The sequence below is a fragment of the Ancylomarina salipaludis genome (assembly GCF_004122035.1).
Lineage (GTDB): Bacteria > Bacteroidota > Bacteroidia > Bacteroidales > Marinifilaceae > Ancylomarina > Ancylomarina salipaludis.
This window is the reverse complement of sequence record NZ_SAXA01000002.1, coordinates 357,370-370,443: the sequence shown is the minus strand read 5'-3', so window position 1 is coordinate 370,443 and position 13,074 is coordinate 357,370. Positions and strand designations below refer to the sequence as shown.

Genomic DNA, 13,074 nt, shown 5'->3' with positions numbered 1-13,074 from the left:
CATGGAAAATCTGATTAATATATTTATCAAGTCGATTTTTATCGACAACATGGTGTTCGCATTCTTCTTTGGAATGTGTTCGTACCTTGCAGTTTCTAAAACTGTAAAAACTTCTATGGGACTAGGTATAGCCGTAGTTTTTGTATTGGGAATTACAGTTCCTATGAACTACATGCTAAACAAATATATTTTATCTGAAGGTGCTTTAACATGGATTTCTGCTTCGATGGCAGATGTCGACTTAAGTTTCTTAAGTTTCATCATGTTTATCGCAGTTATTGCATCTATGGTACAATTGGTCGAAATGATTGTTGAGAAATTTGCTCCGGCACTTTACTCATCTCTAGGTATCTTCTTACCACTTATTGCTGTAAACTGTGCTATTTTGGGTGGTTCTCTTTTCATGCAAGAAAGAGGTTATTCAACTTTAGCAGAAGCCACTTCATTTGGTCTTGGATCAGGTATTGGTTGGTTACTTGCAATTGTTGGTATTGCAGCTATTCGTGAAAAAATCCGTTACTCAAACATTCCTGCTCCTCTTAGAGGTCTTGGAATTACATTTATTGTAACCGGATTAATGGGAATCGCTTTTATGAGCTTCATGGGTATCAAACTCTAAGCTGATAATAAAATAGTAAATTAAGTTTTCAAAAAATTAATCGAACTAGAGATGATATTATTAACAACACAGGGAGCTGTTACAGGCACAAGTGATTCAGTTGTTATCGGAATTAGTATAGCAATTTTCTTACTTGTAATCCTGGTTCTAGTTTCTATCCTTTTATTTGCAAAGAAGAAGCTAACTCCATCAGGGGAAGTAACGATTGATATTAACGGCGGTGATCAAAAATTAGTGGTTGAGCCTGGCAATACCCTTTTAGGCACTTTAGGTGCTGCTAAAATCTTCTTACCATCGGCTTGTGGTGGTGGTGGAACATGTGCAATGTGTAAATGTCAGGTACATGACGGTGCAGGTAGCATTCTTCCAACTGAAGTTGATTATTTTACTCGTAAGGAAGCACAGAACAATTGGCGTTTGGCTTGTCAGGTAAAAGTTAAAGAAGATTTGTCCATGTCAATTCCTCAGGAAATTCTGGGAATTAAAAAATGGGAATGTGAAGTGGTTTCAAACAACAACGTAGCAACTTTTATTAAAGAGTTCGTTGTGAAATTACCAGAGGGTGAAATTCTTGACTTCAAATCAGGTGGCTATATTCAGATTGATGTACCTAAAATCGATGTTGATTTCAAGGACATGGATATTGAAGAACAATACCGTGGCGAATGGGAACAATTTAAGATGTTTGATCTTAAGATGAAAAACCCGGAGCCAACTTATCGTGCCTACTCTATGGCTAACCACCCTGCCGAAGGAAATATTGTAATGCTTAATATTCGTATTGCAACACCTCCATTCGACAGAGTTAGCGGTGGCTGGATGAATATTAATCCAGGTATCTGTTCATCATTTATCTTCTCTCGTAAGCCAGGTGATAAAGTGACTGTTTCAGGTCCTTACGGTGAATTCTTCATCAAAGAGACGAATAATGAAATGATGTTTATTGGTGGTGGTGCTGGTATGGCTCCAATGCGTTCACACATCTTCCACCTGTTCCACACTGTGAAAACTGGTCGTAAGGCTACTTTCTGGTATGGTGCACGTTCATTAAAAGAGGTTTTCTATGCAGAGCAATTTGATGCAATTGCAGCTGATTTCCCTAACTTCGAATGGCATTTAGCTCTTTCTGAGCCTCAGCCGGAAGATAACTGGGAAGGTCCTACTGGATTTATCCATCAGGTAATCTACGATAACTATTTGGCAAATCACGATGAGCCGGAAGATATTGAATACTACCTATGTGGACCTCCAATGATGAACTCGGCAGTAACAAACATGCTGTACGAATTAGGAGTACCAGACGAAATGGTTGAATTTGACGATTTCGGTTCATAAATATTTTAAGCCTCGGTTCTCCCGAGGCTTTTTTTATATCTTGGAACAGGCTATATTTTTTACCTTTACAGCAAATTCACCTATCAATCCTACTTTGAGCTCAAATCATCATGATTAAAAAAATTCAATTACTTGTTCTGACAGCGATCTTAATGTTTGCTTGTCAACCCTCAAAAAAAGAATATCAATTCAACGAAGGTTATATTTGGGGTACAATCTATCATATCATTTATGACAACCCTAGTGGCAAAGATTTGCATGAAGAAATTAAGGTGAAAATGAATGAATTTGACCATTCACTATCAACCTATAAACCCAATTCTATCATCTCAAGAGTTAATAATAACGACTCAACTGTAGTGCTTGATCACTATTTTGAAACCGTATTCAAACGCAGTTTGGAAATTTCTAAAATTACCGACGGAGCTTTTGATATGACAGTAGCCCCTTTGGTTAATGCCTGGGGATTTGGTTTTAAAAACAAATTAGAACCGGAAGATATTCCTGTTGACAGTCTTCTACAGATTGTTGGATTTAACAAAGTTAGTCTGCAAAATCATAAAATTGTGAAAGAAGATTCCAGAATCATGCTTGATGCTAGTGCCATTGCTAAAGGCTACGGTGTTGATGTGGTTGCTGATTTCTTAGAGAGCAAAGGTATCTCCAATTATATGATTGAGATTGGAGGCGAAATCAGAGTCAAGGGGGTCAGTAATAAAAATAGAAACTGGCGGGTTGGAATTGATAGACCTATTGACGATCCGACCCTACAAAAAAGAGAAATTCAAGATGTACTCAACATGGAAGATGGGGCAATGGCTACCTCTGGAAACTACCGTCAATTCTACATTAAAAATGGGAAAAAATATGCCCACTCCATCGACCCTAAATTAGGTTATCCGGTTCAACACAGCTTATTGTCAGCTTCAGTTATTGCTCCTAATTGCATGACCGCAGATGCGTATGCTACAGCATTTATGGTTTTGGGGTTAGAAAAAAGTATTAAAATAGTAGAAAATGATCCAAACCTGGAAGCCTATTTTATTTATGCAGACCATGAGGGAAAATATCAGACGTATTTAAGCACAAAAATAAAAGACCTAATTGTCAAATAACGAGCAATCAAACAATTTAGGTAATAAAATAGAAAATCCCCTGTCAACTTCCATTGACAGGGGATTATTATAATCTGCAAAATACTCTTTAAAGCTTAAAAAAAGATAAAATTACATTGTCATAAGAAAATACAATTTATCGGGTAAATTAACTATAATTTACTAAGCTCTTTTTCTAATATTGTCTCTTTACTATATTGACCCTTTTTATAGGCTTTAGCTTGTTCAAGTTTATCTTGTGAAGTTGCACAGCTAACGCCTTCTTTCTTCAAAAATTCAGTTTTGCCAATATGCGTTTCCGGGAATTGCCCGTTTTTCTTAACAAGTATAGAAATTGCAAAACCAATGAATCCAATTCCTAAAATAACAACGCTAACTAATATGAGTTTCAAAATCATGACTCTAGATATTTATATTTATGACAAAAGTACCATTTCCTAAAGATATTTCAAATTATTAAAGACCATGAGGTCCTAAATAGTATTGAATTTACTTCTTATTTAGAATAAATCTCCCTAAATTTGTATGGCTTAACAAAATGAGTGATAAAACTCTAAGCTTGAATGCAAACGTTTACAGTTTCTATCACTATTAATCATTATTAGTTGTAAGTATGTCAGAAATATATAAGGATAACATTAAACCAGAAATTTCATTTGAGGATTTTAAAAAAGAAGTTCTTAAAGATTTTCGAATTGCAAACATAAGTCGTCAACTCAGTTTATTAGGACGAAAAGAAGTCCTCACCGGAAAAGCCAAATTTGGAATCTTTGGTGATGGTAAAGAAGTCGCCCAAATTGCCATGGCAAAAAGCTTTAAAAATGGTGATTGGCGTTCAGGTTATTACCGGGATCAAACCTTTATGTTGGCTACCGAAATGCTGACGCCTGAAGAGTTCTTTGCTCAGCTTTATGGTGAAACTCAACTCGATAAAAATCCGGGGAATGGTGGTCGATTGATGAATAATCACTATGCTTCGAGAAGTTTAAATGCTGATGGAAGTTGGAAAAACTTAATGTCGCAAAAGAATTCCTCTGCTGATATTTCACCTACTGCAGGACAAATGCCACGACTTTTAGGCTTGGCATACGCATCCAAAATTTTCAGAGAGAACACAGAATTACACCAATTTACCGAATTCTCAGATCAAGGTAACGAAGTTGCCTTTGGGACTATTGGGGATTCCAGTACTTCGGAAGGGCATTTTTGGGAAACCATAAATGCAGCTGGCGTACTAAAAGTCCCTATGGCTATGAGTGTCTGGGATGACGGTTGGGGCATTTCTGTTCCCAACAAATATCAAACAACAAAATCGAATATTTCAGAAGTTTTAAAGGGATTTAAAATAGATGAAAATGGTGATGGGTACCATATTTACAAGGCAAAGGGATGGGATTATCCCGAACTTTGCAAAATGTACGAAGAAGGTGTTGCTCTATGTCGTAAAGATCATGTCCCTACCCTATTTCACGTGGTAGAAATGACACAACCACAAGGCCATTCTACATCAGGTTCACACGAAAGATATAAAACTGAAGAACGACTGAACTGGGAAAAAGAATACGACCCAATTAAAAAGATGCGTGAGTGGATGCTTGATATGGAACTTGCTACTGAGGAGCAACTCGCTTCTATTGAGGCAGAATGTATCGAAGAAGTCAAACAAGCCAAAACTCAAGCATGGAAAACATTCATCGATCCAATTAAAAAAGAAAGAGATGAATTGATTGAATTGGTAAAAGCTTCAGCATGTAATTGCAAAAAAACAGAACGTATTGATGCAATCGTTAATGACTTGAAGAAAATTATTCATCCTATCAGGAAAGATAATGTCAGTTCAGCAAAGAAAATCTTACGTCACATTTGTAGTTCATGTTCCACTTTCAAACCTTTAAAATCACAGCTTCAATCTTGGTTAAAAAGTACCATTGATGAAAATCACGAACGCTACAGTTCACATTTATATAGCGAAACGGATCAACAAATAGCAAAAATCCCTGCAGTTAAACCAATCTACTCTGACTCTTCAAAAATTGTAAACGGACGTGAAATCCTTCGCGACAATTTTGATCAGCTTTTCAGTAAATACCCCTTGTTTTTAACTTTTGGTGAAGACACTGGTTTTATTGGTGGCGTAAACCAAAGTTTAGAGGGGATGCAGGAAAAATATGGTAAGCTAAGAGTTAGCGATACAGGAATCCGCGAAGCAACTATTATAGGGCAAGGTATTGGCCTTGCAATGCGTGGACTTCGTCCTATTGCTGAAATTCAATATTTCGATTATTTGTTGTATGCCTTGCAAACAATGAGCGACGATTTGGCAACCCTTCAATACAGAACCAAAGGAGGACAAAAAGCTCCGGTAATTATCCGAACTCGAGGACATCGTCTTGAGGGAATTTGGCATTCAGGTTCGCCTCTTAGCATGGTCATAAACTCAATTCGTGGCATACATGTTTGTGTTCCCCGAAACATGACTAAAGCTGCCGGCATGTATAACACATTAATGGAAGCAGATGAACCTGCCTTGGTGATTGAACCGTTGAATGGATACAGACTTAAGGAGAAAATGCCGGATAACCTTGGTGAATTCAAAACACCTCTTGGAATTCCGGAGGTTATGGTAGAAGGTACTGACATTACACTTGTTACATACGGATCCTGTGTGAAAATTGCCGAGGATGCTGTCAAACAACTCAAAGAATTTGATATTTCTGTTGAACTGATCGATGTTCAGACCCTATTGCCTTTCGATATCAATCATATGATTTCTGAATCCGTAAAGAAAACCAACCGGGTCGTTTTCTTTGATGAAGATGTTTCAGGAGGAGCAACAGCATTTATGATGCAAAAAGTTCTTGAAGAGCAAAAAGCTTACTTCCATTTAGATGCAGAACCACGTACAATTAGTGCAAAAGATCACCGTCCAGCCTATGGTACTGATGGAGATTATTTCTCAAATCCAAATGCAGAAGATGTCTTTGAGATTATTTATGATATCATGAGAGAAAGCGAACCAGACAAATTCTCTCCAATTTATAAAATTTAATCCGCTCAACTAATTCAAAATAAAGGACGTTGTTTATACTATTCAACGTCCTTTCTTTTTCATATTCTTCCTGATTTTTTATCATCCGACAAAAATTTGAACAAATTCTTAACAAAAAGATATTTTCACTAATTTTAGCCTGTATAAACACAGAACGAAACCTCATGATGGATAAATCGAGACTTAAATCACTTTTAATTAAGGCTATCAGTAACAAATTTATTATTAGTTTTCTGATCTTCTTCTTTTGGGTATTCTTTTTCGATCAGCATTCAATTTGGGAACGTAAGGAATATAAAAGTAGAATAGAAGCTTTAACTAAAGAAAAAGAATACTTCCTAAACAAGATAAAAAAAGATAAAAACAGAATTCATGAGCTAAAAACAAATCGTGAGAATCTCGAAAAATTTGCCCGGGAACAGTATCTCATGAAAAAGAAAGATGAAGACATTTTTATAATAATTGAAGAGGAGTAGTGAAAGCTATTCCTTTTTTTTGTACTTTACAGTATCAACTATAAATGCAAAATCCGATCCGCAACTATATTTATAACTTATCGTATAATAAGATAAGCGTTCTTTATGTACTGAGCAATTTTTGAAATGAAGCGATTTATTTGAGATTATATAATAAACTTAGAAAATCCTAGCCATGTTACCTAAAAAAAGAAAAAGTGCCGATCTTGAAAATAAGAAGAGTTTATTCTTTGAAATTGGGCTAGCTATAGCCCTTTTGATGGTATTTATTGCTTTTAATTGGCGAGTTCCATTTCACGAAACCGAAGAAATTGATGCCGCACAGGAACTCACAGATTTGGAAGAAATCATTCCAATCACCAGACAAGAACCAGAAAAACCTAAAGTAAAACCACCTGTAAAAATCAGAGTTCAGGATGTGATTACTATCGTCGAAAATGATTCTAAAGAAGATCCTAATTTAGTTATTGAAGAAGAAAATATCAATCAGGAAACTGAAATTGATGCCAAGCCTGAAGAAGTCACTTTTGAAACGGAAGAAGTTGACGAAACAGCGATTTTTGTTGTTGTGGAAGAGATGCCAATTTTCCGTCCGGATATTTGCAAAACGATGGCAGAAGGCAATATCGAACTGAGCAAATACATTCAGAAAAGTATTAAATATCCTGTCATTGCTAGTGAAAATGGAATTACTGGCCGTGTTTTCGTCAGATTTGTGGTTGGACGCGATGGTCGGGTGAAAAATGTTGAAGTACTTCGAGGTGTTGATCCTTATCTGGATAAGGAAGCCGTAAGAGTTATCGAAAGCTTACCTCCTTTCGCTCCAGGAAAACAAAGAGGTGTCCCTGTTCAAGTAACTTATTCAACATCGATTAATTTTGTTCTCCAATAATTTAAATTTGACACAATAGCAGAAATTAAAAAGCATGGATTAAAATCCATGCTTTTCATATATTTTAATGTGTCTTTTCGTACTCCCTGTATATCTCAAGTAATTCTTTTGCCAAATAAATTCCTTTAGTAGCAATACCCAAATCCTTGAGTAATAATTTGGCACTCACAATAACACTTTCTTCTTCCATAAACTGTTCATGAACATTATTCAGATATTTTAAAACTTTGAAAGCATTAAAGGCACCAAAAAATTTCTTTCGGAAAGAATCAATTGAAGCACAGTTTCGATTAATCTCTTCAAGCGCTTCAAAAAAGTTATCCTCCTTCAGATAGCTCCTTACCGGGCCAGGTAATTCAACAATCAATTTGTTGATAAAAGTATCATAATCAACTCCGAAAAAATCATCAACCCGATCAAAGAAAACTTTTAAATCCTTAAAGGCTGCATAATTGTAGTTTTTATAATTACTGATTCCTTCATTTACAAATGTCGACATCGCTTTTCCGGTTCCAAAAGGGACACGATCAGATGTACGTGGCGATGGAATAACCCGAGTATGCTTAATTTCATAAAACTTACCCAAAGCAATAATCTTTTGAAGAAAATAAAAATCTTCTCCAGCCTGGCGCCGATTCATACCACCTTGTTTGATATAGGCTTCAGCCGTGACTGCAAAACTCGACCCTACTGTATGATAGGCGTGTGGATGCCCGGCGAATCGCATGGCTAGCATATAATAGCGCAAATACAACTCATACTGAGCAATCGAATTATAAATGAGTTCATCAAATTCATCCCCTTCAAGCGGGTGCTCATAAAATATATTCGCTCCATTGGCCTTAGGATACTTTTTAAATAGTTTCTCTATCTCTGTAAAGTAATTGCTATCACAAGAAGAATCCGCATCGTAGCCTGTAATAATACCTTGAGGACAGTTTATTTTATTAAAACGACTTACGGCCTCATCCATCGCAATTTTACGAGCTAATCCAACTCCAGCTGATTTTTTAGGCAAATTAGGCTGATGAATTAAAAAGAAGCGCATTTTTTCATCTTCATGTTGAGAAATCCACTCCTGAGCATCAGTAATCGTTTTAGCATTCTGGCTTAAAACCTCATCAGAAGCCTGCTCGCTTGAATTGACAATAACAATAACTTCAACATTAAAGCCTGGTCGATCGCAAAGCCACAGAGCCCTCAAACTTGAAACCAAATCAGGCTCATTAAAACAAGGAATTGTAACAATGAGTCCTAAATTCTCCGGCACATCACTAGTAATATAGTCAGGGTAAACTTGTTGCTTTTTCAGGTATTTATTTGCGAAACTCATTAATAAACGTTGTAGGTTTTAAACTGCGATTGCTTCAGGGATAACAAGAATTAAAAATCATTATCAGGCACAAAGATAAAAAAAGGGCAGAAAGCTATTAGCCTCTGCCCCTTTATTCAATATTTTTTAAGTCTATTTCTTATATCTGGCATTCAAACCATCAATAATATCTTTCGTTACATCTAAACCATTAGCAGAATGTAGTACGGTTCCACCTTTTGTTGTGCTAATAATTAAGCTATACTTATGCTTTGCATTATATAATTTCAAATAGTTGGTTACACTATCGAATAGACGCTTTGAATTTTCATTCTGCTCAGCCATCAACTCAGAACTTAATTTTCTGTCAAGTTGATCTAAGTTTTGCTTTTTTTCCATTAATTCTCTTTGTGCCTTTTCAGCACGCTCACGGTTTAAGAATCCATTATTTTGAAGTTTACGCTGAAAATCTACCGCTTCTTTCTCCAATTTTTGAGCTTTAAAATTAAAATCAGTTCTAGAATCTTCTTGTTTCTTTAGGAATTTCTCATTCAAATCCACTGAAAAATTATAGCTTGATAATAAAGAATCTGTATTCACATAGACTACAGCTCCTTCTCCGGCAATGGTTTTCACCTCAGCTTTATTCTCACCTGAGAAATGTAAAAAGAATAAAATTCCAACAGCAACAATTAAAATTGCATTAAGAACAATGGATAGATTTTTCATGTTTTTCTAGTTTGATTTTAAATAGCCATCCTGCATGGAATAAATTCCAATTGGGAAAATGTCCGGGAATAACTTCCCAAACGAATCATAGCGTATAATAATTGATTTTAGGTACTTATTTTTCCATTCACGAATTTAAAAAAACGCAAACCTGCCTTACTTTTAACTAAAGCCTAGCAAATATAAGTTTTAAATGATAATGGAAAAATTTCTGAGATAAAATTTTCTGGTGATAGACGAAATATCATGAAATTCAAATCTGATCAAATTTACTGATAAACGTCATTCTTTTTAATTTACATGATGTCTACATTTAGCCTACAATAAACCCAAAATTAACCCTTAAAAACATTAAAGATGATTAATAAAATGATAGCAGCGACCCTGCCTTATATGCCAAAAAAATTAGTTTGGTTATTTTCCAAACGCTATATTGCTGGAGAAACCATCGAAGATGCCATAAAAGCGTCTCAGGAGCTAAATGCTCAGGGCATCAAGGTTACTGTGGATCTATTAGGTGAATTTATTAAAGATCTAAGTCAGGCAACAGAAAACAAGGATGCCTATCTAAATATCATCGAAGCTTTCGAAAAAAATAATATTGATGGAAATTACTCTGTAAAACCAACTTTCTTTGGTTTACTTATCGATCCTGAAATTTGTTATCAGAATATTAGAACCGTAGTTGCAAAAGCGGCTGAATACAATAATTTCGTCCGTATCGATATGGAAGACTCACCATGTGTGGATAAAGAAATAGACATGTTCAGACGATTGAAAAAAGAATTCCCTAAAAATGTAGGTCTCGTTGTACAAGCCTATCTAAAGCGTACCCTTTCCGATTTGGAAAACATGATGGATATGCAAAACGGGACAGGACTTAACTACCGTTTGTGTAAAGGAATTTACGTTGAGCCCGCTGAGATTGCATACAAGAAGTATGAAGAAATCAATGAGAACTATATTAAAGATCTTGATTTCATGCTTAAGAATGATATTTATCCTGGTATCGCTACCCATGACAAGAATCTAATTCAGCCCGCATTCGATTTAATTGAAAAGTATAATGTGTCTAAAGACAAATATGAATTCCAAATGCTTTATGGTGTTACTCCTGAGCTAAGACAATCTATTGTTGAAAAAGGCCATAATATGAGAGTTTATGTCCCATTTGGAAAAGATTGGTTTGGCTATTCGACACGAAGACTTAAAGAGAATCCAAAAATGGCCATGTTGATTATAAAAGCACTTTTTAGTAGAGGATAAAAAAAGCGGTGAAAAATTCACCGCTTTTTTATTTGTTATTTCTTTTTGACTCCATATTCATACATCTGCTGCAGAATTTTAACTTCGGAATCCGTTACCATTGCATCCGGTATTTTCATTTTCCGCTTACGCTCCAGCCTTTTCAACTCAGGCAAGGTTCTGGTTGTACTCACACCTGCTGTCATCTCGGTAGGAATCATTGTTTTATTTTCAATTGCATTAACATGATTTCGAATAAGCAGATCGGTATTCGCTTTGGCATCCATCTTTGTTGGCTTTTGAGTTAAAGCCTCGTAAGTTGCCGAATTGATGTTATTTTTTGCTCGTACATACTCGGGCGTATTCACCTTTGCATTCATAAAAGCTTCTTTAAAATCACCAAATCGTGGTAAGATTAGAACTTCCTGAAGCGCAATTGTATCTTTAGTCAGAAATACACCAAACAAATAATCTTCCTGTTGTAATGTATCACTAACAACCACCTGAACACCATGGTAACCAACAAATGAATATTGAATGGTATCCCCGGAATTTACCCAGAAAGAAAATCGGCCATATTCATTAGTCGTTCCACCTCGTTTCTTATTCACTCTAAAATGAGCATAAGGCAAACCTTTCAAGTCAGCTTGATCCATTACAGCTCCGGTAAAAAATATCGAATCAAGATTATATTTCTGGGATTTGGAATCCTTAGGGAAAAAGAAAACCAGAATTAAAACACAGCAAAAAATTAATTTTCTCATAATGTATCGTATTTCAGTCTATAATTCACCAATAACAATATCGTCAAGGCATCGCTTAGGCACATGATGCACCCCATTTTCGTCTCTCCAATATTTAATATCATCATTTTTCATTTCATCCAAAACCACCTGTTCTTTTGGTTTTCCAAGAGCAACGACCTGAATCATTGAATAATCCTCAGATATATTTAATAATTCTCTCAAATTGTTTTCTTTAAAAGCTCTCAAAATACAGCCGCCAAAACCGGCTTCAACAGCACCTAAGAGCAAATTTTGTACCGCTATGCCATCATCACAGAAATAATTTTTGCTCAAGCGTTCATCATTCAACATGATAACATAAGCCACAGGTTGCTCACCTTCAATGGGACCAGGCCAATCACTTAAATACCCTGCCCATGCCAGATTTTCAAACACCTGCTTACATAAGTTTTGATCAGTTATGGTGAGGTATTTTAAACTTTGGGCATTTCGTCCGGATGCCCCAAGTCTGGCCAAGTCGATCCATTCTCTCAATTGCGCTTTACTAATTGCTTCATTTTGATAAAAGCGGCGATAACTTCTATTTCTTAATACTAATTCCTTTAACATTCGAATTCTATCTTATTATACGGTTGGCTATGAAGATTTGATACAATTACATTCTAAAAATGAAATCGTCCAATGTATTTATTTAAGTTCTTTTTAAGGTAAGGATAATCTTACTTTTCATCAAGAGAATGATGCTATTTAAAATGAAAACTCATTTGAAAAAACAAAGCCAATTTCAAAAAAATTACTCCAGATCTAATTAACTAAAAAATACAATAGGAAGTACAAATCTAAAATAAAATAAGCTGCTACTACCGTAACAGCTTATTTAAACATATAAAATCGCATCACAAATTCTCGAAACGCGTTTCTATTAATTCCCAATTAATTAATTCCCAAAAGTTCTCAATATACTTTGGCCTTGCATTTTGAGTATCCAGATAATAAGCATGTTCCCAGACATCAAGGGTCATAATTGGTACCAAATCATCGCATAAAGGATTGCCGGCATTAGATGTTTGTATTATTCTCAGTTTATTCTTTTTATCGGCAACCAGCCACACCCAACCAGAACCAAAAAGAGTTGCACCAGCCTTCGAAAATTCGGTTTTAAAATTATCAAACGAACCAAAGCTGTAAACTAAAGCATCGTACAACTTGCCACGTGGCTGACCTCCACCACGTGGCTTTAAAGCCATAAAATAAAACGTGTGGTTATAAACTTGAGCTGCATTATTAAAAATACCTCCATCGGATTTCATGATTATATCAATCAAATCAGCATTTTCAAATGATGTGCCCTCAATCAAGTTGTTTAAATTATTCGCATAGGCCTGATGATGTTTTCCGTAATGAAATTCGAGAGTCCTCTCTGAAATAAAAGGCTCTAATGCATCTAAAGCATAGGGTAATTTAGGAAGTTCATGTTTCATAATTTTGTTTATTTGATTCACTCTAATTTCGCCAAAAAGATCGAATCAGCAAAAAAAAAGATCGACCTCCGAATA

13 protein-coding genes are annotated in these 13,074 nt (G+C 35.6%); 7 read left to right on the top strand and 6 right to left on the bottom strand.

The features are described from left to right. Window position 1 precedes the first annotated feature (1 nt). The 3 genes from nqrE (at window position 2) to EO244_RS03845 (ending at window position 3,069) form a co-directional block, all read left to right on the top strand. Entirely contained in the window at window positions 2–619 is a 618-nt protein-coding gene (gene nqrE / locus EO244_RS03855; protein ID WP_129253104.1) for an NADH:ubiquinone reductase (Na(+)-transporting) subunit E, read from the top strand. 51 nt (window positions 620–670) lie between these two features. Further along, window positions 671–1,954 (top strand): NADH:ubiquinone reductase (Na(+)-transporting) subunit F, encoded by a 1,284-nt coding sequence (nqrF, locus tag EO244_RS03850; RefSeq protein WP_129253102.1) that lies wholly within the window; start codon window positions 671–673, stop codon window positions 1,952–1,954. A gap of 110 nt (window positions 1,955–2,064) precedes the next feature. Then, window positions 2,065–3,069: an FAD:protein FMN transferase gene (locus tag EO244_RS03845; RefSeq protein WP_129253100.1), complete on the top strand. Its 1,005-nt coding sequence runs from the start codon at window positions 2,065–2,067 to the stop codon at window positions 3,067–3,069. A 152-nt stretch (window positions 3,070–3,221) separates the two neighbouring features. On the opposite strand, the gene EO244_RS03840 is transcribed toward EO244_RS03845, so the two are convergent. Beyond that, on the bottom strand, window positions 3,222–3,467 hold the full coding sequence (locus EO244_RS03840) for a hypothetical protein (protein WP_129253098.1): 246 nt from the start codon (window positions 3,465–3,467) through the stop codon (window positions 3,222–3,224). Between the two features lie 215 nt (window positions 3,468–3,682). Between EO244_RS03840 and EO244_RS03835 the strand changes: the two genes are divergently transcribed. From EO244_RS03835 to EO244_RS03825, 3 genes are all read left to right on the top strand, one after another. Continuing rightward, entirely contained in the window at window positions 3,683–6,118 is a 2,436-nt protein-coding gene (locus EO244_RS03835) for an alpha-ketoacid dehydrogenase subunit alpha/beta (RefSeq protein ID WP_129253096.1), read from the top strand. 164 nt (window positions 6,119–6,282) lie between these two features. Beyond that, window positions 6,283–6,594, top strand: coding sequence for a septum formation initiator family protein (locus tag EO244_RS03830; protein ID WP_241687934.1), 312 nt, complete (start codon window positions 6,283–6,285; stop codon window positions 6,592–6,594). Between the two features lie 175 nt (window positions 6,595–6,769). Beyond that, on the top strand, window positions 6,770–7,486 hold the full coding sequence (locus tag EO244_RS03825; RefSeq protein WP_129253095.1) for an energy transducer TonB: 717 nt from the start codon (window positions 6,770–6,772) through the stop codon (window positions 7,484–7,486). A 64-nt stretch (window positions 7,487–7,550) separates the two neighbouring features. Here the strand turns inward: EO244_RS03825 and EO244_RS03820 are convergent, their stop codons facing one another. Beyond that, window positions 7,551–8,819, bottom strand: coding sequence for a glycosyltransferase (locus EO244_RS03820; protein WP_129253092.1), 1,269 nt, complete (start codon window positions 8,817–8,819; stop codon window positions 7,551–7,553). A 132-nt stretch (window positions 8,820–8,951) separates the two neighbouring features. Next, window positions 8,952–9,527: an OmpH family outer membrane protein gene (locus EO244_RS03815; RefSeq protein ID WP_129253090.1), complete on the bottom strand. Its 576-nt coding sequence runs from the start codon at window positions 9,525–9,527 to the stop codon at window positions 8,952–8,954. Between the two features lie 357 nt (window positions 9,528–9,884). On the opposite strand from EO244_RS03815, the gene EO244_RS03810 reads away from it, so the two are divergent. Beyond that, on the top strand, window positions 9,885–10,793 hold the full coding sequence (locus EO244_RS03810) for a proline dehydrogenase family protein (RefSeq protein ID WP_129253088.1): 909 nt from the start codon (window positions 9,885–9,887) through the stop codon (window positions 10,791–10,793). 35 nt (window positions 10,794–10,828) lie between these two features. Here EO244_RS03810 and EO244_RS03805 read toward each other — a convergent pair whose 3' ends face one another. From EO244_RS03805 to EO244_RS03795, 3 genes are all read right to left on the bottom strand, one after another. Then, entirely contained in the window at window positions 10,829–11,536 is a 708-nt protein-coding gene (locus EO244_RS03805; protein ID WP_129253086.1) for a carboxypeptidase-like regulatory domain-containing protein, read from the bottom strand. A gap of 18 nt (window positions 11,537–11,554) precedes the next feature. Further along, on the bottom strand, window positions 11,555–12,127 hold the full coding sequence (locus EO244_RS03800; RefSeq protein ID WP_129253084.1) for a nitroreductase family protein: 573 nt from the start codon (window positions 12,125–12,127) through the stop codon (window positions 11,555–11,557). Window positions 12,128–12,414: 287 nt separating this feature from the next. Then, entirely contained in the window at window positions 12,415–12,999 is a 585-nt protein-coding gene (locus EO244_RS03795) for a superoxide dismutase (protein WP_129253082.1), read from the bottom strand. Window positions 13,000–13,074 lie beyond the last annotated feature (75 nt).

Coding starts and splice junctions, on each gene's coding strand:
- nqrE (WP_129253104.1), top strand. CDS start 2: ATGGAAAATCTGATTAATATATTTATCAAGTCGATTTTTATCGACAAC.
- EO244_RS03830 (WP_241687934.1), top strand. CDS start 6,283: ATGATGGATAAATCGAGACTTAAATCACTTTTAATTAAGGCTATCAGT.
- EO244_RS03810 (WP_129253088.1), top strand. CDS start 9,885: ATGATTAATAAAATGATAGCAGCGACCCTGCCTTATATGCCAAAAAAA.
- EO244_RS03820 (WP_129253092.1), bottom strand. CDS start 8,819: ATGAGTTTCGCAAATAAATACCTGAAAAAGCAACAAGTTTACCCTGAC.
- EO244_RS03805 (WP_129253086.1), bottom strand. CDS start 11,536: ATGAGAAAATTAATTTTTTGCTGTGTTTTAATTCTGGTTTTCTTTTTC.
- EO244_RS03825 (WP_129253095.1), top strand. CDS start 6,770: ATGTTACCTAAAAAAAGAAAAAGTGCCGATCTTGAAAATAAGAAGAGT.
- nqrF (WP_129253102.1), top strand. CDS start 671: ATGATATTATTAACAACACAGGGAGCTGTTACAGGCACAAGTGATTCA.
- EO244_RS03845 (WP_129253100.1), top strand. CDS start 2,065: ATGATTAAAAAAATTCAATTACTTGTTCTGACAGCGATCTTAATGTTT.
- EO244_RS03840 (WP_129253098.1), bottom strand. CDS start 3,467: ATGATTTTGAAACTCATATTAGTTAGCGTTGTTATTTTAGGAATTGGA.
- EO244_RS03815 (WP_129253090.1), bottom strand. CDS start 9,527: ATGAAAAATCTATCCATTGTTCTTAATGCAATTTTAATTGTTGCTGTT.
- EO244_RS03795 (WP_129253082.1), bottom strand. CDS start 12,999: ATGAAACATGAACTTCCTAAATTACCCTATGCTTTAGATGCATTAGAG.
- EO244_RS03800 (WP_129253084.1), bottom strand. CDS start 12,127: ATGTTAAAGGAATTAGTATTAAGAAATAGAAGTTATCGCCGCTTTTAT.
- EO244_RS03835 (WP_129253096.1), top strand. CDS start 3,683: ATGTCAGAAATATATAAGGATAACATTAAACCAGAAATTTCATTTGAG.